Annotated in this window: 20 protein-coding genes and 1 tRNA gene; 1 reads left to right on the top strand and 20 read right to left on the bottom strand. The window is 42.4% G+C overall.

Translation table 11 applies throughout. From position 1 onward, the window contains the following. Position 1: 1 nt before the first annotated feature. The 11 genes from T541_RS0100180 to mtaB all read right to left on the bottom strand — a co-directional run bounded on the left by T541_RS0100180 (position 2) and on the right by mtaB (position 9,954). Complete coding sequence (locus T541_RS0100180; RefSeq protein WP_026650806.1) at positions 2 to 733, bottom strand: acyl-[acyl-carrier-protein] thioesterase; 732 nt, start codon at positions 731 to 733, stop codon at positions 2 to 4. Positions 734 to 896: 163 nt separating this feature from the next. Beyond that, positions 897 to 969, bottom strand: a tRNA-Gln gene (locus T541_RS0100175). A gap of 140 nt (positions 970 to 1,109) precedes the next feature. After that, positions 1,110 to 3,221 carry a glutamine synthetase III gene (locus T541_RS0100170; RefSeq protein ID WP_026650805.1) on the bottom strand — a complete coding sequence of 704 codons (2,112 nt, stop codon included), beginning with the start codon at positions 3,219 to 3,221 and terminating at the stop codon, positions 1,110 to 1,112. A gap of 115 nt (positions 3,222 to 3,336) precedes the next feature. Then, complete coding sequence (locus T541_RS18300) at positions 3,337 to 4,602, bottom strand: peptidase U32 family protein (RefSeq protein ID WP_034465447.1); 1,266 nt, start codon at positions 4,600 to 4,602, stop codon at positions 3,337 to 3,339. Between the two features lie 56 nt (positions 4,603 to 4,658). Then, the gene (locus T541_RS0100160; protein ID WP_026650804.1) at positions 4,659 to 5,300 is read right to left on the bottom strand and encodes an O-methyltransferase; all 642 of its coding nucleotides are present in this window, start codon (positions 5,298 to 5,300) and stop codon (positions 4,659 to 4,661) included. After that, positions 5,293 to 5,766: an endolytic transglycosylase MltG gene (locus T541_RS18295; protein WP_051538001.1), complete on the bottom strand. Its 474-nt coding sequence runs from the start codon at positions 5,764 to 5,766 to the stop codon at positions 5,293 to 5,295. Before T541_RS18295 ends, T541_RS0100160 begins: the two co-directional genes overlap by 8 nt. A 21-nt stretch (positions 5,767 to 5,787) precedes the next feature. Further along, on the bottom strand, positions 5,788 to 7,467 hold the full coding sequence (locus tag T541_RS0100150) for a ribonuclease J (protein WP_026650803.1): 1,680 nt from the start codon (positions 7,465 to 7,467) through the stop codon (positions 5,788 to 5,790). A 59-nt stretch (positions 7,468 to 7,526) separates the two neighbouring features. Then, positions 7,527 to 7,790 carry a DUF1292 domain-containing protein gene (locus T541_RS0100145; RefSeq protein WP_026650802.1) on the bottom strand — a complete coding sequence of 88 codons (264 nt, stop codon included), beginning with the start codon at positions 7,788 to 7,790 and terminating at the stop codon, positions 7,527 to 7,529. Beyond that, entirely contained in the window at positions 7,791 to 8,219 is a 429-nt protein-coding gene (ruvX, locus tag T541_RS0100140; RefSeq protein ID WP_026650801.1) for a Holliday junction resolvase RuvX, read from the bottom strand. A 2-nt stretch (positions 8,220 to 8,221) separates the two neighbouring features. After that, positions 8,222 to 8,497 carry an IreB family regulatory phosphoprotein gene (locus T541_RS0100135; RefSeq protein ID WP_026650800.1) on the bottom strand — a complete coding sequence of 92 codons (276 nt, stop codon included), beginning with the start codon at positions 8,495 to 8,497 and terminating at the stop codon, positions 8,222 to 8,224. Between the two features lie 104 nt (positions 8,498 to 8,601). After that, positions 8,602 to 9,954, bottom strand: coding sequence for a tRNA (N(6)-L-threonylcarbamoyladenosine(37)-C(2))-methylthiotransferase MtaB (gene mtaB, locus T541_RS0100130; protein ID WP_026650799.1), 1,353 nt, complete (start codon positions 9,952 to 9,954; stop codon positions 8,602 to 8,604). Between the two features lie 115 nt (positions 9,955 to 10,069). Between mtaB and T541_RS0100125 the strand changes: the two genes are divergently transcribed. Continuing rightward, positions 10,070 to 10,300, top strand: coding sequence for an HPr family phosphocarrier protein (locus tag T541_RS0100125; RefSeq protein ID WP_026650798.1), 231 nt, complete (start codon positions 10,070 to 10,072; stop codon positions 10,298 to 10,300). Between the two features lie 128 nt (positions 10,301 to 10,428). Here the strand turns inward: T541_RS0100125 and thiI are convergent, their stop codons facing one another. From thiI to T541_RS0100080, 9 genes are all read right to left on the bottom strand, one after another. Beyond that, positions 10,429 to 11,625, bottom strand: a complete 1,197-nt coding sequence (thiI, locus tag T541_RS0100120; RefSeq protein WP_026650797.1) for a tRNA uracil 4-sulfurtransferase ThiI — start codon at positions 11,623 to 11,625, stop codon at positions 10,429 to 10,431. 15 nt (positions 11,626 to 11,640) lie between these two features. Then, the gene (locus tag T541_RS0100115; RefSeq protein ID WP_026650796.1) at positions 11,641 to 12,798 is read right to left on the bottom strand and encodes a cysteine desulfurase family protein; all 1,158 of its coding nucleotides are present in this window, start codon (positions 12,796 to 12,798) and stop codon (positions 11,641 to 11,643) included. A 59-nt stretch (positions 12,799 to 12,857) separates the two neighbouring features. Continuing rightward, entirely contained in the window at positions 12,858 to 13,610 is a 753-nt protein-coding gene (locus tag T541_RS0100110) for an RsmE family RNA methyltransferase (RefSeq protein WP_026650795.1), read from the bottom strand. Next, the gene (gene prmA / locus T541_RS0100105; RefSeq protein WP_026650794.1) at positions 13,610 to 14,647 is read right to left on the bottom strand and encodes a 50S ribosomal protein L11 methyltransferase; all 1,038 of its coding nucleotides are present in this window, start codon (positions 14,645 to 14,647) and stop codon (positions 13,610 to 13,612) included. Before prmA ends, T541_RS0100110 begins: the two co-directional genes overlap by 1 nt. A 161-nt stretch (positions 14,648 to 14,808) precedes the next feature. Beyond that, positions 14,809 to 15,987 (bottom strand): molecular chaperone DnaJ, encoded by a 1,179-nt coding sequence (gene dnaJ / locus T541_RS0100100; RefSeq protein WP_026650793.1) that lies wholly within the window; start codon positions 15,985 to 15,987, stop codon positions 14,809 to 14,811. A 95-nt stretch (positions 15,988 to 16,082) separates the two neighbouring features. Then, the gene (dnaK, locus tag T541_RS0100095; RefSeq protein ID WP_026650792.1) at positions 16,083 to 17,963 is read right to left on the bottom strand and encodes a molecular chaperone DnaK; all 1,881 of its coding nucleotides are present in this window, start codon (positions 17,961 to 17,963) and stop codon (positions 16,083 to 16,085) included. 99 nt (positions 17,964 to 18,062) lie between these two features. Continuing rightward, positions 18,063 to 18,686: a nucleotide exchange factor GrpE gene (gene grpE, locus T541_RS0100090; RefSeq protein WP_051538028.1), complete on the bottom strand. Its 624-nt coding sequence runs from the start codon at positions 18,684 to 18,686 to the stop codon at positions 18,063 to 18,065. A 107-nt stretch (positions 18,687 to 18,793) separates the two neighbouring features. Further along, entirely contained in the window at positions 18,794 to 19,825 is a 1,032-nt protein-coding gene (gene hrcA, locus T541_RS0100085) for a heat-inducible transcriptional repressor HrcA (RefSeq protein ID WP_026650790.1), read from the bottom strand. A gap of 176 nt (positions 19,826 to 20,001) precedes the next feature. Beyond that, the gene (locus tag T541_RS0100080) at positions 20,002 to 25,302 is read right to left on the bottom strand and encodes a hypothetical protein (protein ID WP_026650789.1); all 5,301 of its coding nucleotides are present in this window, start codon (positions 25,300 to 25,302) and stop codon (positions 20,002 to 20,004) included. Between the last annotated feature and the right edge of the window lie 4 nt (positions 25,303 to 25,306).

The raw sequence follows: 25,306 nt of genomic DNA, 5'->3' as shown, positions 1-25,306 counted from the left end.
TTCACATTGGGTGTGTAAGTTCAACTATACACACAGGAGACTCATTCTCATCGTTAAGAGAAATGGCATAAACCTTCTCCTTCTCTTTTTCCACTTTGTAGATAACCGGGTAAAGAACATCTCCAAGAAGGGCCTGCTTCTTGTATTCAGCCCTTAGCTGGCTGAAATTTATCTTTTTATCATGAAGACTTTCTATGGCCATCCTGATGTACTGGCCGTTGTTCACATGATTGTTGGTATCTAGGTGATGCTTTCTTACAAGAATCTCTTCGCCTTGGCGCTTTTCTGCTTCCTTAGGAATTGCAATCTTACGGCTTCCATATTCCATAGGGAGCTTCTCCTCTAAGGGATAGGCCTCTACCATCTCCGGGGTAATTCTGGCAGGAACCTGATTCTCAAAATCAAACAGAGTCCAGATTGAATTGGCAACTGCCAGTCTCTCGCCATCCTTGGTATCCATAAAAAAATTACGAAGTCCGAATACGCCCTTTAGTTCGTAAGGAACTGTTCCGATTGTAACTTCCTCACAAAGCTTGGGAAGTCTGTTAATCACAATCTGCCAGGAGTTCAAAACCCAGGCAATTCCTCTTTCCTTCATATACTCCATGGTGGCTGGGCCATCCTGAGTCTGGAAGGTGGAACAATCCTGAAAGTAATCTATAAGGGATTCAACAGTAAGCTCTGCGTCACTGTCTACCTCGCTATATCTGATTCTTGAGTCAAAGCTGTACATAGTAGTCTCCATTTGATGTCGAAAAAACATATTTTCACAAATCTCATTTGAATATACCAAATAATATAACTTTCTACAAATTGATGTGGAAAATATGAGCGCTTTGTACCTATGCCTTATTCATGGGCAAAAAAAAACGAGACTGTTGAAGTCTCGTTTCTAGCTGGGCTAGTAGGATTCGAACCTACGTAATGACGGAGTCAGAGTCCGTTGCCTTACCGCTTGGCGATAGCCCATCGACAAGAAGTAATTATACGCAGGTTAATATAAAAATGCAAGTACTTTTTTAAAAATTTTTCAAAAATTTATGTCAATCAGTTGAAGCCCAGAAAAATAGCAGGTGACAAGCACCTGCTATATAAAATCAAATCAATTATTAGCCCTCAAAAAGAAGATCTGCATAGGTTGGGAATGGCCAATCCTTTTTATCCACAAGCATCTCAAGAGCATCTGCTGGAGTTCTGAGAGCATCCATAACAGGTCTTACCTTATCCTTGTAGAAATAAGCCAGCTTCTTCTGATCTGTGATCTCTGAAGCCTTTGCTTCAAGCTTGATAAGCTCATCAAGGGACTTCTTCATAAGCTTAAGGTTCTTCTGGATTTCTTTAAGCTCGTCAACTTCTACAGAAGCATCAACGCCTGCTGCCTTGATTGCGTTAACATCAGCTGCAAGACGGCCTGCATACTTCATAACTGCAGGAATGATCTGCTTAGAAGCCATGTCGATCATTGTAAGAGCCTCAATGTTAATGGTCTTAGCATAGTTCTCGAAGATGATCTCTCTTCTTGATTCAAGCTCAACCTTAGTATATACGCCAAAGTCCTCAAAGAGCTTGATAGCTTTTTTAGTAATAAGGGTATCTGCTGCCTCAATTGTGGACTTGATGTTAGGAAGTCCTCTTCTTGCTGCCTCTTCTACCCATGCATCTGAATATCCATCACCGTTGAAGATGATTCTCTGGTGCTTAGTAAGGTATTCCTTGATAAGGTCATGAACAGCCATATCAAAGTCTTCTGCCTTCTCAAGCTTATCAGCTGCCTCGCAGAAAGCCTCTGCAACGATTGTATTAAGTGTAGTGTTTGAACTAGCCATTGAGTCAGAGGAACCAACCATTCTAAACTCAAACTTGTTACCGGTAAAGGCAAATGGTGATGTACGGTTTCTGTCTGTTGCATCCTTTTCAAACTCAGGAAGTGTAGATACACCAGTCTTAAGCTTGCCACCCTTCTTACTTGACTTGGCAACACCAGTCTCAATAAGCTGTCTTACAACATCCTCAAGCTGTTCTCCAAGGAATACAGAGATAATAGCTGGAGGTGCCTCGTTAGCACCAAGTCTGTGATCATTACCAACATCTGATGCACTCTGTCTGAGAAGATCAGCATGAGTATCAACAGCCTTCAGGATACATGCAAGAACAAACAGGAACTGAATGTTCTTGTTAGGTGTATCGCCTGGATCAAGAAGGTTGATGCCATCATCTGTGCAAAGAGACCAGTTGTCGTGCTTACCTGAGCCATTTACACCTGCAAATGGCTTCTCATGAAGAAGACATCTCATGTGATGATGCTCAGCCACACGCTTCATTGTCTCCATAATAATCTGGTTGTGATCAACAGCGATGTTGGCTGTCTCATAAACTGGAGCAAGCTCGTGCTGTCCAGGAGCAACCTCATTGTGCTGTGTCTTATCAGGAACGCCAAGCTTCCAAAGCTCAACGTTAAGATCCTTCATGAACTCTCCAACTCTCTCTCGGATAACACCGAAGTAGTGGTCCTCCATCTCCTGTCCCTTAGGAGGCTGAGCACCAAAAAGAGTTCTTCCGGTAAAGATAAGGTCCTCACGCTTCATTGACTTATCCCAGTCCACAAGGAAATACTCCTGCTCTGGTCCAACTGAAACGTTAACCTTTGTAGCTGTATTATTGCCGAATAATCTGACGATGCGAAGTGCCTGCTTGTTAATAGCCTCCATAGAGCGAAGAAGTGGAGTCTTCTTATCAAGAGCTTCGCCTGTATATGAACAAAACGCGGTAGGAATACAAAGTGTCACACCTGCGCCAGATTCCTTAAGGAAAGCAGGTGAAGTGATGTCCCATGTAGTATAGCCTCTTGCCTCGAATGTAGCACGGAGACCACCTGATGGGAATGAGGAAGCATCTGGCTCGCCCTTAATAAGCTCTTTGCCAGAGAAAGAAGTAATCATACGTCCCTCTTTATCAGCAGAGCCTACGAATGAATCGTGCTTCTCAGCTGTAATGCCTGTCAGTGGCTGGAACCAGTGAGTATAATGTGTAGCACCATGCTCAACAGCCCATTCCTTCATTGCATTAGCAACAACGTCGGCAGATTCCTTGGAAAGCTCTCCGCCATGCTCAGTTACGTTAACTACATCTTTGTAGACATTCTTTGGAAGTCTTTCTCTCATCTTAGCAAGGGTAAAGACATTAGATCCAAAGATTTCCTCAACATTCACTTTTTCGCCCATTTAGGTAAATATTCCTTTCGATAGATACGTTTTATAAAACATGAAACAGATTAATAGATTCGCATTTCTGCTGTGAACATATTACAACAACTTTTTAAAAAGGCAAAGAGCTTTTTTACAGTTCACAGCCAAATGGCTCCACGTCACCGCTGCCATCCTTTGATTTAACACGTAAGATATCGTATTTCTCTGGCTTTACACTAAGGTCTGCAAAAAGAATCTGCTTGGAATGAGGACAGGACTCCACAGGAGTGCCATCTTCTGCGTACATTCCTCTGACTGTCACAGGAACATCCGTACCATCCGGCTTCATGATCTCAATCTCATCTCCGACGCAGAACTTGTTCCTCTGCTCAAACTTCGCATATCCTCTGTCATCTATATCTCCCACAATTCCCAGATAGATGTACTCGTTAACATAGGTGTTGTTATCATAGATCTGAGTCTCATAGGTAGGCTTTCCAAAGTAGAAGCCTGTTGTAAACTGTCTGTATGTACACTTTGAAATCTGATCAAGGTACCAAGGCATGTTCTGTCTGTACTTCTCCTCAGACTCAAAGTAGTCATCAATAGCCTTGCGATAGGTTCTTGCAACAGTAGCAACATAAAGAGCTGTCTTCATGCGGCCCTCGATCTTAAAGCTGTCAATTCCAGCATCCACCATCTCAGGAATATGCTCGATCATGCACAGATCCTTGGAATTGAAGATGTAGGTTCCTCTGTCATTTTCATAAACCGGCAGATACTCGCCAGGTCTTTTCTCCTCAACAACTGCATACTTCCATCTGCATGGATGTGTGCAAGCTCCCTTGTTGGCATCCCTTCCTGTGAAGTAATTGGACAAAAGACATCTTCCTGAATAGGAAATACACATAGCGCCGTGGATAAAGCACTCCATCTCAAGGTCATCAGGAATCTTTGATGTGATCTCTTTTATCTCATTAAGAGAAAGCTCTCTTGCAGCCACTACTCTCTTGGCTCCAAGATCATGCCAGAAGTTATAGGTCTCATAGTTAGTATTATTGGCCTGAGTTGAAACATGGATATCAATCTCAGGACAGATTCTGCGGGCTTTCATGAAGATTCCAGGATCCGCAATAATGAGGGCATCTGGACCCATATCTTTTAACTCATGAAGGTACTTCTCAACACCATCAAGGTCGTAGTTGTGAGCCAGGATGTTAACTGTTACATGGACTTCAACTCCATGGGCATGAGCAAACTCAATACCCTCCTTCATTTCTTCAGGGCTGAAATTCTTAGCTTTGGCGCGAAGTCCAAAGGCATCGCCACCAATAAACACAGCATCTGCGCCAAACATAACAGCTGTTTTCAAAACTTCCAGGCTACTTGCTGGAATCAGAAGTTCTGGTTTCTTCATAAAATACTCCTATTTCTAATACAAAACATCTATAGTTACTAAACAAATATTGTCCATTAAAGCTTAACTGACAGTGTCATTCCGTCTCCCACAGTAAGGATCACGGTATTAAGCTGGTCATTATGCTTAAGCTCGTAGAGATAGTCCCTCATTCTGGTGTGAATGGTGCGATCTCTTCTGGTGACGGCAAATCTTGACTCTATAACATCTCCATCCTGAAGAACGTTGTCAGATACAAGAAGTCCGCCTTTATTAAGGATTCTCAGGCAATTTGGTAGAAAGTTGATATACTGGCCCTTTGCCGCATCCATAAAAATAAAATCATACCCCGGAGAGAGCGTCTCTAAAATTTCCGTCGCATCACCTTCCAAAAGTGTGATTTTACCCTTCTTGTCGTACTTTGTGAAATTGTCCCTGGCAATAGGAATTCTCTTTTCGAATTTCTCTATTGTAGTTATCTTAGTATCATCATCGCTGTACTCAGCCATAAGCAGGGCAGAAAAACCAATGGCACAACCAACCTCCAGTATGTTCTTGGGGCGGGACTGTGCCATCAAAAATTTAAGTAATGCCTGAGTATCTTTTCGAATGATGGGTACATCTGTATCCTTAGCCTCTCTCTCAAGTTCGTCAAGAAACGGAGCGTTCCCCGGATCCAGCGAATTGATAAAGGCTCTCATTCTATCCTGTTCAATCACTGCTACTCTCCTCTGAACCAACATCAGAACCAATCTCTGCTCCGATTACAGCCTCTGAGCTTTCCTCTGATGCCTCATCTTCACCTTCCTGAACAAGTGATGTATTGCCACTGGACATGATTTGGATCATCTCCTCTGGTGTCATGGATGTGCTCAGTTCATAAGTACCAGGCACTTCCTTTCCACTGTATTCAGAAAATTTCTCCTGAAATTTAAATAACAGCTTATCTGTAATAAGACCTTTGCTATAGAGCGTATCTCCGATATCACTAGCAGAATCGCCAGGCTTAATGGTTACCGAAACTGTTCTTCCAGTTCCTGATGATACAGGTGTCTGGTTGAAGATGTGGTAGCCGTAGGAATATCCAATCTTGGCGTACTTGATGATAAACATGGCAATTACGATAATGAACGCCACCTTAACGACGGTGTCCAAAAGCCCTAAGCCAACTTTCTTAGCATTCATAATAACTCCTCATGACGGACATCAATAGTTGGTGTCCATGATAATAGGCATGATCATTGGTCTTCTCTTAGTCTTCTTCCATATGTAATCACTGAGAACATCCTTAACAATGCTCTTGAGCTTACCCCAATCTGTTATGCCCTTTTCAAGAGCCTCCGTAACCTCATCAAGTACCAGATCAGTGGCATCATCAATGAGCTTATCTGACTCTCTTACATAAACAAATCCTCTGGAAACAATACTTGGACCAGAAACAAGCTGTGCGCTTCCCTTTTCTATTCCAAATACAACTATTACAATACCATCTTCTGCAAGATGCTGTCTATCTCTTAATACAATATTACCTACATCGCCCACACCAAGGCCATCTACAAGGATTGCTCCCACAGGAACCTTGCCCTTAACCTTAGCGCTCTCTTCATCAAGCTCAAGAATATCACCAGAATAAAGAATAAATACATTCTCCTTAGGGATTCCAAGATCCTTAGCTATATTGCTCTGAGCAATAAGATGTCTGTACTCACCATGGACTGGAATAGCATACTTAGGCTTAACTAGTGTATAGATAAGCTTGATATCCTCCTGGCATGCGTGTCCTGATACATGAACATCCTGGAAAATAACATCAGCGCCCTTCATCTGAAGCTCATTGATGATATTAGTAACAGCCTTCTCATTACCTGGGATAGGATGAGATGAGAAGATAACTGTATCTCCTGCGCCAATAGTGATCTTCCTGTGCTGTCCGTTAGCCATTCTGCTAAGGGCCGCCATACTTTCACCCTGGCTACCTGTTGTAATGATAACAGTCTTGTTCTCAGGATAATTCTTAAGTTCATCTATATCTATAAGTGTATTCTCTGGTATCTTAATACATTCAAGCTTCTGAGCAATGTCGATAATGCTGACCATGCTTCGGCCTTCCACCACAACCTTACGGCCGCACTTGTGGGCAGTATTGATAATCTGCTGAACTCGGTCAACGTTAGAAGCAAAGGTAGCAATTATGATTCTTGAATTCTCATGCTCTTCAAAGAGGAAGTCAAAAGCTCTTCCCACAGTCTTCTCAGAAGCGGTAAATCCAGGTCTCTCAGCATTTGTAGAGTCGCACATAAGAGCAAGAACGCCCTTTTTACCGATCTCTGCAAAACGCTGCAAGTCGATAGGATCACCGAATACAGGAGTATAGTCAACCTTAAAGTCTCCTGTGTGAACTACGATTCCTGCTGGTGAATAGATAGCAAGAGCCGCAGCATCAACGATTGAGTGGTTAGTTCTGATAAACTCAACTCTGAACTGTCCAAGGTTAATGGACTGTCCAAACTTAACCACTTTTCTTCTTGTAGTCTTAAGAAGGTTATGCTCTTCGAGCTTGTGCTCGATAATACCCATAGTAAGGCGTGTTGCATAAACAGGGATATTGAGCTCATGAAGAACATAAGGAAGCGCACCGATGTGGTCCTCATGTCCGTGGGTAATAACAAAACCCTTAACCTTATCAATATTCTCCTGAAGATATGTGATGTCAGGAATAACCAGGTCAATTCCCAACATATCGTCATCAGGGAATGACAAACCGCAGTCCACCACAATAATACTGTCTTCATATCTGAAGGCAGTGATGTTCATTCCAATCTGCTCAAGACCACCCAAAGGGATGATCTGCAACTTGGACGCATTTTCAATTTTCTTTTTACTCAAATCAATTCCTCCATAATTCTTGGCGGACACATAGAAAGAGCTATCAACCAAAGTCCCCGTTAGATATCTAGATCTATGCCATCCTCAGAAAGCAGTTTACGAAAAACACCTGCAACAGCTTCAAGCTCCAGGTCATCGTCAACAATCACATAAACTGCCTCTTCATCTTTAATATCGGAGTCGTCACGCAAAATAAGCGCATCTCCGTCACCATCTTCTTCATCAGTAACTAAAAGGTACGTCTTAGCACCTATAACTGTCTGTTCCAAACAATAAAATTCTACTGGTTCTTCCCCATCGGGACTAAAAATTATCTTTTCCAATTATTTCTCTTTGCTCCTATTGTCCAAATAGTCCTGAAGGATTATCTGGGCAGCTATCATATCTACGTATTCCTTGCGTTCTTTACCGCGAATACCTGCTTCATCCATTATCTCATCGGCTTCCACTGTAGTAAGCCTTTCATCCCACATAATTACTGGGATTCCTGTACGTCTCTCAATCTTATCCTTGAATTCAAGGCACAAATTGGAGCGCTCAGAGGGAGTCTGATCCATGTTAAGAGGAAGTCCAAGAACGATGGATTCCACCTTGTATTCCTGTATCAACTCTTCTATGCGCGCCAGTGTTCTTCTAAGCTTATTCTCTTCTTTTCTACGGATGATCTCCTTGCCCTGGGCAGTTAATAAAAGCTCGTCGCTGATAGCAACTCCCACAGTCTTGGATCCGTAGTCAAGTCCCATAATTCTCATGATTACTTTCTAGCCCAGTCGTTGCTCTTGATGTACTCAGTAAGCATCTCCTCAACCAGCTCGTCACGCTCAACCTTCATAATAAGGCTTCTAGCACCATTATGGCTTGTGATATATGTTGGATCACCTGACATGATGTAACCAACAATCTGATTAACCGGGTTGTATCCTTTCTCCAAAAGAGCATCGTATACAACAGCTAGTACTTTTTTAACACCAGTTTCTGGCTCGACTTCAACTTTGAAAAATTGGGTGCTTCCTAAATCCTGATCTGCCATATGCTATTCTCCGTTCTAATATATTTTGTGGACCAAGGTCCTATTCGCTCTATTAGTCCCATCCTACAGATGGTGCATCGTATCTTAATTTTACACTAACCATGTCAAATAAGCAATGTATCGGAATTTAGAAGAGTCCTTGGTGTGACAAAAGAAATCTCTCCTGAAGCGAATTTATCGAAGTCCTCATGGTCCTTTGATACGGCTACTCGGACATATCTGTCAGTATGTCCAATAAGATAGCTCTTTCCACCTAAGGTCTCCTCATCTTCCCAGAGAACACCAAGCTCCTGACCAATAAAGTTCTTTCTGTAAAGCTCTGACTGAGCCTTTGTAAGGTCAAGAAGTCTGTCGCTTCTCTTAGACTTCTCTCTGTCTGTGAGCTGATCTGGCATTGAAGCCGCTACTGTTCCCTTTCTTGGAGAATACTTAAAGACATGCATCTCATAGAAGTCGATGTCCTTACAAAATTCATAGCACTGCTCAAACTCTTCCTCAGTCTCCGCAGGGAATCCAACAATAACATCTGTTGTTATTGCAGGCTTATCAAAGGCTTCGCGAAGAAGTCTTACGCCTTCTTTATATTCCTCAGCTGTATAGTGCCTGTTCATCCTCTTAAGAACTGTGTCACAGCCGCTCTGAAGTGAAAGGTGGAAGTGAGGGCACACCTTCTTGCAGGCAGCAAGGCGCTTTGCGTTTTCCTCAGTAACAATTCTTGGTTCCAAAGAGCCAAGTCTGATTCTCTCGATTCCTTCAATCTCATTGAGCTTCTCTGTAAGCTCGATAAGCGCTGGCTCACCAAAGTCTACACCATAAGAACTGATGTGGATTCCAGTAAATACGATTTCCTTACAGCCCTTCTTAACAAGGCCCTTTACCTCTTCGATGATGTCGTCCATGGCTCTACTGCGGACTCTTCCCCTTGCATATGGTATTACGCAGTAGGAACAGAACTGGTTACAGCCATCCTGAATCTTAATGTAAGCTCTTGTGTGCTCTGGAAGCTCAGCAAGAAGCATATTCTCATACTCGTGAGTAGCGTTAATATCTATAATTGAAGCGCCATTGAGAGTCTTGTCGTACTCTCCATCTCTGGCACTTATGAATTCGTCGATGATCTCTGCGATCTCAGACTTCTTGTTGTTACCAATAGCCAGATCAACGCAGTCATCCTTCTTGATGCCATCTATTCCAGTCTCAACATAGCATCCAACGGCAACAACGATGGCTTCTGGGTTCTCCTTCTTAGCCTTGTGAAGCATCTGTCTTGACTTTCTGTCCGCAATGTTAGTAACGGTGCAGGTGTTGATAACATAGACGTCTGCAACCTCGTTAAAAGGCACGATGATACCGCCTGATTCCTTAATTTTCTGGGCCATTACGTCCATCTCGTAGCTATTTACTTTGCAACCCAGGTTGTGCATTGCAACCTTTAAATCTTTAACGTTATTTAGCATATTATTATTTCTTTCCAAAATTCACAGAAAACTGTTTGTCTTTTTGTGTGTGTTAGTCATTGACTTTTGACCATTCCTTGTTTTACTATAAAGAAAAGAAGGAGGTATTTGCTCAATGAAGACAGTTAAAATTTCACTTAATTCTATCGATAAGGTTAAATCTTTCGTAAACGATATTACGAAGTTTGATTATGACTTTGACCTCGTTTCTGGAAGATACGTTATCGATGCTAAGTCTATTATGGGTATCTTTTCACTTGACCTTTCTAAGCCAATTGATCTCAATATCCATGCAGAAGACGGAGCAGATGAGGTTCTCAATGTTTTGAAGCCTTACATGATCTAATTGTTTATCAATTAGATCCCTTTAGAAAGATTATTACAGACCATCTTAGCTTGCTAAGATGGTCTTTTTGTATCTAAATCTTTATTCCAACGATCAATAATCAATGATTCAAAAGCTCTTTTGTCCAATCAGACCTCGATGATCTCATCAGTCTCAATGGCTGTCTTAACCAGCTCATCAATCTTCTCAAAGAGATTCTCTTCATGCTTTCTGATAATGTCAGCTCTTGGCTTAGTTACAGGGTGCTTAGCCACGAAGATAGTACAGCAGTCCTCGTAAGGAAGGATTGATGTATCATAAGCATCAATCTTTACTGAAATATCGACAATATCCTGCTTATCAAAGGCGATAAGTGGTCTGTAAACAGGGATATCTGTTACAACCTCACCTGTGCACATAAGGCTCTGCATAGTCTGTGAAGCCACCTGTCCGATACTCTCACCGGTGATAAGTCCCATACAACCTGTATTTCCAGCCAGCATGTCAGCAATTCTCATCATATATCTTCTCATGATGATAGTAAGCTCATCGTGAGGGCACTTCTCGTAGATGTACATCTGGATATCAGTAAAGTTGATAACATGAAGGCGAACCTTGCCTGTGTACTTAGAAATAACCTTGGCAAGATCAACAACCTTCTGCTTAGCCTTTTCACTTGTATAAGGTGGTGCATTGAAATAAACCGCCTCAATGTCTACACCTCTTTTAGCTACCATGTAGCCTGCAACTGGAGAATCAATTCCGCCAGAAAGAAGAAGCATAGCCTTTCCTGCAGTTCCGATTGGCATTCCGCCAGGACCAGGAATAACCTCTGAAAAGATATTGAGCTTCTCACGAAGTTCCACGTTAAGAAGGATCTCAGGCTCGTGAACGTCAACCTTCATCTCCTTGAAGGCATCGAGGATACGTCCGCCAAGCTCAGCAGCCATCTCCATTGAATCAATAGGATAGCTCTTATCTACTCTTCTAACCTTAACCTTGAAGGTCTTGTTCTTATCTGGATATACTCCGTCAATAAAGTCTATAACAGCCTTAGCTACGCCATCCACATCAGGGAGCTGACCGTCTTCATTTCTTGCGATAGTAACAGCTGGGCAAATGCCTGTGATACCAAATACAGTCTTAAGGCTGTCCACTGTCTCATTAAAATCGAAATCGGAAGCCTCTACATAGATTCTTCCTGCAACCTTGGATATGTTAAAAGAGCCATCGCACTTAGATAAAACTCTCTTGATCTGCTTAACAAGCGCATCCTCAAAGATATATCTGTTCTTGCCCTTTACTCCAATCTCTGCGTACTTAATTACAAAAGCATGATACTGCATAATCTAAACCTCTTCTTAATGGCGGTAGAATTTCCTCATGGTCTCTACCTGTGATGAAAGTGTATCTATAAAATAATCCAGTTCTTCTCTGGTGGTCATTACTGACATACTGATCCTGATGGTTGACTCAAGAAGATCCCTCTCAAGCCCAATGGACTGAAGCGTGTCAGAAACATGTGGATTGTTGGAAGCACATGCACTTCCTGCTGAAACGTATATATTCTTGCTGCTGAGCATATTAAGTACTGTCTCAGCCGCCAGACCTCTAATTGAAAGGCTAACGATGTGAGGCGCTACCTCTCTTCCTGCTGGTCCGTTAAAAGAAATATCACTTATCTTCTCAGAAAGCTTGCTGATAAGGTATTCTCTCTTTTCATAAAGATCTTCAATGTGCTTGTCAAAATCTGTATAGCACATCTTAGCTGCAAGGGCCAGTCCTGCAATCCCAGGAACATTCTCTGTTCCAGAGCGCATTCCCTTCTGCTGTCCACCGCCGTAGCATATAGGAACGATCTTGGTTCCCTTTCTAATGTACAAAAAGCCAATTCCCTTAGGTCCGTGAATCTTGTGACCACTTACTGACATAAGGTCGATACCCATAGTCTTAGGACGGATCAGGATCTTACCGTATCCCTGAACCGCATCCACATGGAAGTAAGTATCAGGATTAGCTGCCTTGATAATCTCGCCAGCCTCTTTGATTGGCTCAATGGTGCCGATCTCATTGTTGACCATCATTATGGATACAAGAATTGTGTCCTTCCTGATGGCATTCTTAAGCTCCTCAAGATCGATCTTGCCCTGGCTGTCCACCTTAAGCCTTGTAATCTCAAAGCCCTCCTTCTCAAGGTAGTAGCAGGTCTCAAACACAGCAGGGTGTTCAATTGATGTGGTGATGATATGCTTGCCTCTCCATGCATTGGCTCTGGCAACACCGATGATTGCTGTATTGTCAGACTCTGTACCTCCAGAGGTAAACAAAATCTCATTGGGATCAGCCTTCAGTGTGGCTGCGATCTCTTCTCTTGCCTTGGAAAGCCTGTCTCCAGAAATAGTTCCCATGTGGTGAACGCTGGAGGGGTTTCCATATTCTTCTGTCATAACTTTAGCCACAAGCGCAGCTACTTCATCAAAAGCTCTCGTTGTGGCCGAATTATCCAAGTATGCTTCCATTTATAAATCTCCAGAATAAAAATCTCTATATACAATCTGCTCTAAAAGCAGAGCTAGTCTCAACTTTCAAGATGATACATGAGCCAGGAAATAATAGTAAATCCAGCAGTCTCAGTTCTAAGTATCCTCTTACCCAGTGTAATAGGCTTAATATCCACCTCCTGACAAAGAGCTATCTCCTCTTCAGAAAAGCCCCCTTCAGGTCCAATAAATATGGCAATGCTCTGGCCAGGCTCTATACCCTCGATAAGACGCTTTGTCTCCTCAATACCCTTGGCATTTTCATAAGGAATCAGCTTAACATCCATCTCTTTTGCCTTCGCAATAGCCTGCTTCATGGTCATAGGCATAGAAACTGTAGGAATGATGCTTCTCTTACTCTGCTTAGCCGCAGCCTCAGAAATAGCCTGCCAACGATTGACCTTGTTAACAGCCTTCTTCTCATCAAGCTTAACTATGCACCTCTTGGTGGACATAGGAATGATCTCGTAGGCTCCAAGCTCAACAGCCTTTTGGATAATAAGCTCCATCTTATCCACCTTGGGAAGTCCCTGGAAAAGATATATCTTGGAAGGAAGCTCATTGCCAACCTCTTCAATAAAGCAGAGCTTACCAATAACACTTGATCCCGTAATCTCTTCGATCTCGTAAAAGAGCTCTCTCTTATCCTGTTCTTCTCTGATACTTACAGAGAACTGTTCTCCCACCTTCATTCGAAGAACATTAGCTATATGATTATAATCATCTCCAACAATATCAACCCTTTTACAATCAGGTGATATCTGGCTGCTTTCCACAAAGAAATGATACATTAGTTTTTCCTCGATGTGATAGAAACCCAGTCTCCCTGATGATGGATCTCAAGAATCTCAAGACCTGCATCAAGATGCGCTTTCTTAACCTCTTCTTCCTTGGTGTTAATAATACCAGATGTTATGTAAATACCACCTGTCTTTAACTGGTTAAGAATAACAGGCGTAAGAGGTACTAATACATTAGCCAGAATGTTGGCTACTACGATGTCGTACTTATCGTATCCAACAGCATCCTGGATCTTCTTATCATCAATGATGTTACCGATCATCATGTCGAACTTCTCAGGGGCAATGCCGTTGTTCTCCATGTTCTCTTTAACAGCTGGAACTGCGCACTTATCGAGGTCTGTTCCCACAGCGTGCTTAGCTCCAAACATAAGAGAAAGAATTGAAAGAACGCCACTACCAGTTCCTACATCAAGAAGCTCTGTCTCTGGAGTGATGTACTTACGAAGCATTCTGATGCAAAGCTGTGTTGTCTCATGCATTCCTGTACCAAAGGCTGTTCCCGGATCGATATGAAGGACCATGCTGGCCTTATCCTTGTCCTCGTCAGATTCCTTCTCCCAGGAAGGGATTACAAGGACATCATCGATAAAGAACTTGTGGAAATACTGCTTCCAGTTGTTAATCCAGTCAATATCCTCAGTTACATCAACAGAGATTGTGCCATCTCCAATGTCAGAGAAGGTCTTAAGCTCATCGAGCTTCTCTCTGATAGAAGCCTGAATCTCTTCAGGAGTCTTCTTTTCCTTAATATACTCACCCTCCTCATTAGGCACTTCCACTGTGAGCATATTGTTATCATCTATTTCCAAAAAGAAATTAAGGTAAGCAATGCCGCTTTCGATGCCGCTATCCTTCTCATCTGGCTCAAGCTCTGGAGCATCAATAAACATCTGCTCCTTGTCAGCTGCTGAAAGAGGAGCATTATCCTCAATCTGAGCTCCCTCAAGGCCTATATCCTCAAGATAGCTGATAATGATATCTTCTGATTCTTCATTAGTGCGTACTCTAAAGCGCATCCATTTCATAAATTCTTACCTCTCGATAATATAAACAATCAATAATTCCGTTAAAATCTATTCAAAATACTGAATTTATTAGTGATAAATTTACTATATAAAATAACGACAAATTCCGTAGCCAGTTTCCTGACTACGGAAGTATAACACAATAATTCTATTAAGCAAAATTATTTAAAAAAAGATTTCTTTTTCTTTCCACCAGAACCGTTATCATCTGGTCCCTTATCATCACCCATAAGTCTGTCGGCTGCTCCAAGTGAATCTCCAGTCTTCTCATCAAACTTCTTAAGAAGATCCTTAGCTTCCTTAGAAAGCTTCTCTGGAACCTGAACAACCAAAGTTACATAGTGATCACCACGGGAGTTCTTATCTCTAAGAGAAGGAACACCCTTACCGCGAAGTCTTACTCTTGTATCAGTCTGAGTTCCTGCCTTAACATCGTAAGCAACCTTGCCATCAACAGTATCAATGATAACTGTTCCACCAAGAGCAGCGATTGCATAGGACATAGGAACCATAGAATAGATATCGTATCCCTCTCTCTGGAAAATAGGATGATCTGATACGATAACCTCTACAAGAAGGTCTCCTCTTGGTCCGCCGTTAACACCCGGCTCACCCTTCTCACGAATTCTTACACTCTGACCATTGTCGATTCCGGCTGGAATGCTGACTTTGATCTTCTTACGTGAAGCAATATATCCTGAACCGTGACAATCAGTACACTTATCCTTAATAACCTTACCTGTACCGCCACACTCTGGACAAGTCTGAACATTACGAACTGTTCCAAAGAATGACTGCTGTGTATAAACGATCTGTCCCTTACCACCGCACTTAGAGCAGGTCTGAGCAGATGTTCCAGGCTTAGCACCAGTTCCATGACAAGTTGGGCATGGATCCTTGATGGTAAGCTCAAGCTCTTTTTCACATCCAAATACAGCCTCAAGGAAAGTGATCCTTACGCTGGCACGAAGATTAGCGCCCTTAGATGGTCCACTTCTTGCACCACCTCTGCTTCTTCCGCCACCAAAGAAATCTCCAAAAATATCTCCAAAGATGTCGCCAAAGTCAGCGCCGCTAAAGTCAAAGCCACCAAAGCCGCCTGCTCCACCCTCAAAGGCAGCATGTCCAAACTGGTCATACTGACGCTTCTTCTCAGGGTCACTAAGTACAGCATAAGCTTCTGAAGCTTCCTTAAACTTCTCTGCAGCAGAAGCATCTCCTGGGTTCATATCAGGATGATACTTCTTGGCAAGTACTCTATAAGCCTTTTTTATTTCATCATCCGTGGCATTCTTGCTAACGCCCAGGACTTCATAATAGTCGCGTTTCTGTTCAGCCATAATACTCCTCGTTTAAATGCTCTTAATAGCCAGACGAATAACTCGCCTGGCTATTAGTATAATATAACTTAGTCTAAATCTCTATAAAAGTTCTATTAAACTTCTCTGTAATCGCCATCAACAACGTTGTCATCGTTAGAGCTTGAAGAAGCATTCATGTCTGGGCCTGCACCAGCTGCACCTGACATATCTGGGCCTGCGCCTGCTGCACCCTGAACATTCTCATACATCTTAGCGAAGAGTGCCTGAGCATCGTTCATAAGCTTTTCCTTCTGGCTCTTAAGAGAATCGATCTCTGAGTCTGAAAGCTCCTTATCCTTAGTCTGCTCAAGTGTCTCCTTAAGAGCCTTGATGTCATCCTCTACAGTCTGCTTCTGAGAAGCGTCGATCTTGTCGCCAACTTCCTGAAGTGCCTTCTCTGTCTGGAATACAAATGCATCAGCATCGTTTCTAGCGTCGATTCCTTCCTTACGCTTCTTATCCTGAGCCTCATACTCCTGAGCTTCCTTAACAGCCTTATCGATATCCTCGTCAGACATGTTAGAACCAGCTGTGATTGTGATGTGCTGCTCCTTACCTGTTCCAAGGTCCTTAGCTGATACGTTAACGATACCGTTTGCATCGATATCGAATGTTACCTCGATCTGAGGAACACCTCTCATTGCTGGAGGGATTCCATCAAGTCTGAACTGTCCAAGTGACTTGTTGTCCTTAGCGAACTGTCTCTCACCCTGAAGAACGTTGATATCAACTGCTGTCTGGTTATCTGCAGCTGTTGAGAATACCTGGCTCTTCTTTGTAGGGATTGTTGTGTTACGCTCGATAAGTCTTGTAGCAACACCACCCATTGTCTCGATTGAAAGTGAAAGAGGTGTTACATCAAGAAGAAGGATATCACCAGCACCAGCATCTCCAGCGAGCTTACCACCCTGGATAGAAGCACCGATAGCTACGCACTCATCAGGGTTAAGGTTCTTAGAAGGCTCCTGACCTGTGAGCTGCTTAACCTTCTCAACTACACAAGGAACACGTGTTGATCCACCAACAAGAAGTACCTTGCTGATATCTGAATTTGTAAGACCAGCATCCTTCATAGCGTTCTGAACAGGGATAGCTGTTCTCTCTACGAGATCGTGAATGAGCTCTTCAAACTTAGCTCTTGTAAGATCTACATCAAAGTGCTTAGGGCCATCTGCTCCAGCTGAGATGAAAGGAAGGTTGATGTTTGTTGTTGTTGAAGAAGAAAGTTCCTTCTTAGCCTTCTCTGCAGCTTCTTTAAGTCTCTGCATAGCCATCTTATCACCTGAAAGGTCAACGCCTTCTTTGTTCTTGAAGTCCTGAACCATCCAGTTAATGATTGCCTGGTCAAAGTCATCACCACCAAGGTGTGTATCACCGTTTGTTGAAAGAACTTCGATAACGCCATCACCAATCTCAATGATTGATACATCGAATGTACCACCACCAAGGTCATAAACCATGATCTTCTGCTCTTTTTCGTTATCAAGACCATAAGCAAGAGCTGCTGCTGTAGGCTCGTTGATAATTCTCTTTACTTCAAGGCCTGCGATCTTACCAGCATCCTTTGTAGCCTGACGCTGAGCATCGTTGAAATAAGCAGGAACTGTGATAACAGCCTCTGAAACCTTCTCGCCAAGGTACTGCTCTGCATCTGCCTTAAGCTTCTGAAGGATCATAGCAGAAATCTGCTGTGGAGAATACTTCTTGCCATCAATTGTACGACCGTTGTCTGTACCCATATCTCTCTTAATTGATGCGATTGTGTTCTCTGCGTTTGTAACTGCCTGACGCTTTGCAGGCTCACCAACAATTCTCTCTCCATTCTTTGTGAAAGCTACGATAGAAGGTGTTGTTCTTGCGCCCTCTGCATTAGCGATAACTGTTGGCTTACCACCTTCCATAACTGCTACGCAGCTATTGGTTGTACCAAGATCGATACCAATAATCTTACTCATTTTGTTTTCCTCCATTTACTAATCAAATTTCTATAGTTATGTGGATTATCCTGCTATGCTTTGTAATCCTACATACATTCTTGTTAAGTGTTCCTTAGGTTATGGTGTAACGCCTACCATACTGTGTCTAAGCACTGTGTCGTGGAACATATATCCCTTCTGAAGCTCCTGAGCAACTACTCCGGATTCATATTCATCACTCTCAACCTGCATTACTGCGTTGTGGAGATTAGGATCAAATTCTTTTCCGACAGCTTCGATAGGAGTTACTCCAAGGTCTTCCATCTGTTTCATAAGCTGTTTGTAAATCTTGTTCATTCCATCTGCAAAGGCACCGTCCTTGTCCTCTTCAGGAACCGCTGCAAGACCTCTTTCAAAGTTATCTATTACTGGAAGAAGTTTTTCAAGAACATTGGCCTGTCCCTGCTCAAACATCTGAGCCTTCTCCTTCTCAGTTCTCTTTCTGAAGTTGTCGAACTCAGCCATCTGTCTCATAACCTTGTCATTGAGTTCATCAACCTTTTCCTTGAGAGGATCTTTCTTTTCCTTTTTACCAAAAAGACCTTTCTTCTTGTCCTTCTCTTCAGTGCCATCAGCCTGCTCTTCAGTTGCCTGATCGTCAGTAGCTTCTGCGGCTTCTTCAGAAGTGGCTTCTTCCTTAACTGTCTCTTCAGCCTCTTTACCCTCTTCCTTCTCTTTGGCTTCCTTTTCTAATTCTTCCATAATGTTCTCAAGAACCTCTTCCTTGTCCTTGGCGTTCTCAGCCTTTTTAGACTTAGGATGAACATTTTTATTCTCTGTACTGCTCAATTGATTGCCTCCTGTCACTGCTATTCTCTTTTATATAGATCATCAAGGGCGTGTCTCATATTCTTAAGTGTTGAGATTACCTTGTCATAATCCATTCTCTTAGGTCCGATAATACCTACCGTTCCCTTCATACCATCTCCCAATTCGTAAGTAGCTGTTACTACGCTACAGTCCTTCATGGACTGAATAGGAGTCTCGTTACCGATATATACCTGAATTCCTGTCTCCTGGGCATCTGCAGAAAGTGTGTCCTCTACGATACTGGACAAGTCCTTGGTATCCTCAAAGGTGCTAATCAGCTCGCTGGCCTTGGTGGAATCTGTAAGCTCAGGATACTTAAAGAAGTTCATGGCTCCACTTGTGTAAATCTGGAGATCCTCATCTGCTGTAATTGACTCTGCGGCAGCATCTATAACGTTGCCGATGATCTCACTGTGGATTCCTGCCTCCTGCTTAACAGCAGCTATAAGGCCAAGATTGATATCCTCTACTGCCAGTCCATCAAGTCTCGTATTCATAAGAATATTGAGCTTAAGCATTGTGGCATCATCAAGAACTTCCTCAACTGGAATGATCTTATTCTTGATAACATTGCCTTCAATGACGATTGTTGCAAGAAGGTGCTCATCATCAACCTTGGATATCTGGATGAATTTAAGCTTGTTCTTCCTGATCTGAGGAGCAGAGATCATGGTGGCGTAATTGGTATCTATTGCCAATGTCTTAGCTACCTGCTTGAGAAGGTTCTCAAGCTTCTCTTCCTTATCAAGAAGCATTTCCTTCATGTTCTCAACTTCTGCTTCCTTGTCCCTTAACATCTCATCTACATATACTCTGTAGCCCTGATCTGAAGGGATACGTCCAGCGGAGGTATGTGGCTGCAATATAAGTCCCATCTCTTCAAGATCAGCCATTTCATTTCTGATGGTGGCTGAACTAAGATTAATATCTGTATACTTGGAAATTGTACGGCTACCTACTGGCTCGCCTGTTTCCAGGTAGTTCTTAACTACTGCATGAAGGATTTTTCTTTTTCTCTCATCAAGTTCCAAATCGTCACCTCTCACAGAGTGTCACTTGAATTTACTGGTTATTAGCACTCAACCCTTTCGAGTGCTAACATTAAAATATCACTCCCATGTATTAATGTCAACCCACTACAAATTAATAATTCCGGCTATCTGATAGTGGTTAGCTAATCAGACAGCCGGAATTATTATTCTACATTTTATTCCTCATCACTTTCGCTATTATCTTCGTCTTTTTCTTCTGTTGATTCCTCAGAATTATCTTTTTCAGACTCAGAATCTTCCTCATTGGCATTATCAGCATTAGTATTTCCTGCAGCAGATTCGTCAGTGTCAGCATCTTCACTGTTCTCTGCATCGTTTTCTTCAGAGCTATCTTCAGATGACTGTTCCGCTGAGTTTTCCTGAGCTGAATCATCTTCACCATTATCTATGGCATCTTCCCCTGTTTCTTCATCTGTGGCTGGAACAACAGAAGTTTGCTCACGGTTTGGTGAAGCATTATCTGCATCAGAGATTGTTACGCTGAGTTTTCCACCGTCGTAGCTATCGTTACCATCCGGATCCACAGCAAACATGATGATATCCCCTTTGCTAACCTGGTAAGTCTCCTCAAAGGACACTTCTACATCAGATTCAAAGTTGCCCTGAGTTACTCCGCCAATCCACTTTTTCTCCTGGCCGTTAATGAATATCCTCATGCATACACCATTTGCATATGGGTCGTTACTATTAGCATATTTGATGTATGTTCCGCTTACGTTTATGGTTCCATCCTGTGCTACTGTCCAGGTATAGGCAGCATTTCTGCCATTTCCAGGTTCTACGAAGTCGGCTTTTAACTCTGGCTTTCCACTATTATAGTATCTGTTTGCAGATTCATCGTAAGAAAGCTTTTCAAAATTCTTGCCATCCCAGTCACACATTCCGTAGTGCCATCCATCATTTCCCTGCTGGCCAAAAGAATCATAAAGATTTGTATTGTTTGTTCTGTTCTGATCTTCAGGCTCTTCATCTGGCTGCGTAGCAGCTTCAGTGTCAGAGATTGTTACGCTGAGTTTTCCACCATCGTAGCTATCGTTGCCATCCGGATCCACAGCGAACATGATGATATCCCCCTGATGAACAACGTAAGCCTCATCAAAGAACACTTCTACATCTGAGCCAATCTGTCCCTGAGTTGAGCCACCAATCCACTTTTTCTCTTCGCCGTTTACAAATATTCTCATGCAGACTCCGTTAGCATACGGGTCATTTGTATTAGCAAATTTTGTGTAGCTTCCTTTTACATAGATTTTGCCAGTCTGAGCTGCCACCCATGTATAAGCAGCATTTCTGCCGTTTCCAGGTTCTACAAAATCTGCTTTCAGTTCTGGTTTTCCACTGTTATAGTATCTGTTGTTTGCTTCATCATAGGAAAGGTCTTTATAGTTTTTACCATCCCAATCGCACATTCCATAGTGCCATCCATTAAAGCCCTGTTGGCCAAAGTCCTCATAAAGGTTAGCGTTATTAGTTCTATCCTCATCACCTGCTGCCCTTGATTCATAGATGCTCGCAGAGAGTCTTCCTGCGTCGTAGGCTGCATTTGACCTGCGATCAATAACAAACGATACTATATCTCCTCTTTTTACCTCGAGGTTTGTAAAGAAGAACTCGGCCTTATTATCATTGCCATCACCTCTATATACAGCAACGTCTTCCGACTTAAGAGGTTCATTATTAAGGTATACTGATACCTTAACTCCATCAGGATAATCCGGATTTGCATCATTCTGGCCAAACTTAGTGTAATCACCAAGGATATCTATATTTCCATCCTCATATACAACCCACTGATAGATTGCACTCTTCTTTTCACCTGGATGGACATAGTCTTTTTTCATCTCGAGTCCGTTATTTGAAGGAGATATAAATGCAGTCTTATCATCGTTCTGATAAACCAAAACCGAAGCACTGTTTAGATCATTTCCTTCAAGGAACCACCAGCCATCTGTGCCCTGAGCCATGGTCTCAATGTTTCCAAGTACAGTGTTGTTGGTTCTGACTGCGTCTCCCACGTTTACACGAAGCCCATTTGAATCTGCAATATCAATCTCAAGTCTTCCGCCATCCCAGGCATTATTCTTGTTGCAACCAATATCAAATGTTAGAATATCGCCTTTTCTGACTGTAAGCTTCTTAATACTGATATTCCTTACATTATCGTTGCCTTCACCCTTAGAGCAGTTGCATGTAGTGTTATAGATTATCGAATTATTCTTATATATAGAAACTGTTACTCCATCCGGCCAACTTTCATTTGGATCGTTATGACCAAACTTGGTATAAAGGCCTTCGATATCTATTTCTCCATCTGCTGCCACAACCCACTTATACATGGCATCTGCATTAAGTCTTGGCTGAACAAAATCCTTTTTAACTTCAAGGTACTTCTGCTTTCTTGATGTATAGCCTGAACCATCTTCTGTTTGCTTAGTAAGAACCTCAGCTCTGTTAATACTTCTGCCTTCAAGGTAATACCATCCGTTTGAACCCTGCTGACCAAAGTCATGTGCAAGGTTTGCATAGTTAACACCACTGTTATTAACCATGTTCACTGTATAAAGATCTGCATCTTCAATTACAAACTGATATGTACCACCGTCATATGCTGTGTTTTCTTTTCCATCAACAAGAAGAGTAATACAATCTCCAGCTTTAACGCTAAGGCCTTCTACTGTAAGGTCCTTGGTAACTTCTTCATCTACAAGTGGAGCAAATTCCTCTTTTCTTAGAACCTCTTTGTTCTTATATAAGTAAACAGTTACGCCATCTGGCCAGTCGGGATTCTTGTCCTCATTCTTAAGCTTTGTGTAGGACGCCATAATATCAATGGTTCCATCCTGCGCCACAACCCACTTTACGTTAGCACTTCTTCCTTTATTGGCTGGCATGATGTAATCACGCTTAATCTCAATTCCATCAATAGTAGTGTACTTGTCGTCTTCCTGATACTTTTCCACATTTACTGCAAAAAATGGATCGAGATAGTAACCATACTGGTAACAGAAACCATTAGATCCCTGCTTGCCAAAGTCCTCAACTGCTGACGCATTGTTGCTTCTACCATTATTAGAAACAACATCCTTTTCTGTATGACCTGTAAGAGGCGATAAGCCCTTTATCGAAAACTCAAACTTACCTGCATCATAGGCATTGTTTTCCTTGCCATTTACTACCATTGTGATGTAATCACCCTGCGCCACATCAAGGGAAGACACATCAAGCCTCTTTGTTATTTCCTTAGTTGTATCTGCCGCAAACTCCTCCTGAACAAGGATAGTTTCATTGTGGTAGATTGTAACCCTTGTGCCGTCTGGCCAGCTTGGGTTCTTGTCTTCATTCTTTAGCTTCGTGTAGGAAGCATCAATCTTAATAGTTCCAGTCTGTGCAACCTTCCATTTAATTACCGCAGACTTGCCCTTACCGGGGCTTACAAAATCCCTTTTTATCTCGAGATTTCTTTTGTCCATATAACGCTCTTCTACTGTGTCATAGCTGCGCATGTTATATGCAACAAAAGGAGCATCGCCCTTACCTTCCTGATAAAACCAGCCGTTAGTGCCCTGCTGACCAAAATCATACTTAACATCAGCAAAGTTCTGCCTTGTCTCGCTCTCATCTATAGCCACGTCATTTTCTGTAGTTGCACCTGTAAGATCAAAGATAGAAAACTCGTACTTACCGGCGTCATAGGCATTATTCCCCTTGCCATTTACGACCATTGTGATATAGCCGCCCTTTTTGACCTTTAGGGACTCTATGCTCATCTTTTTGGTCACTTCATTCTTGGTATCAGGCTTAAACTCCTCCTGGCAAAGGACCTGATCATTATAATAGAGTGTCACCCTTGTGCCATCAGGGAAGCTTGGGTTCTTGTCCTCATTCCTGAACTTGGTATATGAAGCATCGACGTTTACTACACCGTCTTTTGCAACCTTCCATTTGATAACCGCTGACTTGCCTTTACCAGGGCTTACAAAATCATTCTTGATTTCAAGGTAGCTGCCGTCCATGTATCTGTACTCTTTTTCATCAAAAGATCTCATGTTGTAGCAGTCAAAAGGATCATCCCCGAAGCCTTCCTGGAAGAACCAGCCGTTCTCTCCCTGCTTACCAAAATCGTACTTTACATCAGCGTTGTTATCTCTTTGTGCGTCGCCCTCGATCACTACATCCTTTTCGGTTGTAACCCCTGTCCTGTCAAGGATTGAAATATCAAAGCAGCCGCCATCATATGAAGCATTACCGTTGGCATCGACAACAAAGTAGAGCCTGTCAGTTGTCTTAATGCTTATGTTCTTTCCCCTAAACGCAATCTTGTTCTCGCCCTTATCAGGTGCATTTACTTTCTGTGAAAAGAGCTTTTCTCCATTTTTATAAATTGATACTGTAACACCATCCGGCCACTGGGGATTTCCATCATTCTGCTCAAACTTTGTGTATGTTCCTCTGATTTCTACAGCGCCATCAGTCTTAGGCTGCCAGCACAGCATCGCCTCGTCATTAACAGATGGGTGGATAAAAAACTTACTAATAGAGAGACTTGGTGAAGTACAGTTCATGTACTCGCCTGCTTTTTCTGTGGAAACAAGCTTAGCACTTTTAACGTCTTTTCCACACATGTAAGTCCAGCCGTTACTTCCCTGAAATCCGAAATCGTCTATTGAATAGGCATTATTATCAATTCTGTTCTCATCTCTTTTAACACCAAGAACTGATGCATTGACATCAGAAATAGCAACATATAATGAACCGCCATCGTAAGCGTTATTCATGTTAGGATCAACAACAAAATATAAGCTCTCAAGCTCGTCCACATGCACATCGCTCAAAGCCTTCTCAACAACAACCTCTTCATCAGTCTTGGCATCAACTGTGTATCTTCCAATAGCTTCATTTCCCTTATAAATATAGAGAGTTACACCATCTGGATACATTGGATTCTTATCGTTATTAACATTTTTAACGTAAGTAAGCTGAATATTGACGTTACCATTTTCGGCAGCGCGCCACTCAAGAATTGGTGAAGTCTCCTGAGCGGTGTGAATAAATCCCGCCTTAATCTCAAGTCCTGTCTGGCCAATCTGTGAGTATCTTTCCCCATCAAAGGACTCAAGCTGCTTGGATCTTGCTGGATCCTGAGATGAGCCATATCTATAGAACCAGCCGTTTTGACCCTGCTCACCAAAATCAGCAACGTTAAACGCATTGTTAGTTCTTTCGCCGTCATCTACAAATTCCGGCTCAACATAATCATCTGTGTTGAAGGAAGATGGCCATGAATCTGGCAAAAGAGCTATATCATCCTCAACAAGAACAATCTCTTCCTTTTTAACACCTTTAGCATAAATAATAGTCACAGCACTAACGCATAGTACCAAGCTTAAAAATGCGCCGCCAAAAAATTTCTTGTGAGCCGCTATAAACTCACCTAACCCTTTAATACTTTTCCCCATTTGT

The sequence above is a fragment of the Butyrivibrio proteoclasticus P6B7 genome (assembly GCF_000622085.1).
Lineage (GTDB): Bacteria > Bacillota > Clostridia > Lachnospirales > Lachnospiraceae > Butyrivibrio > Butyrivibrio proteoclasticus_A.
This window is presented reverse-complemented; position numbering and strand designations above follow the sequence as displayed.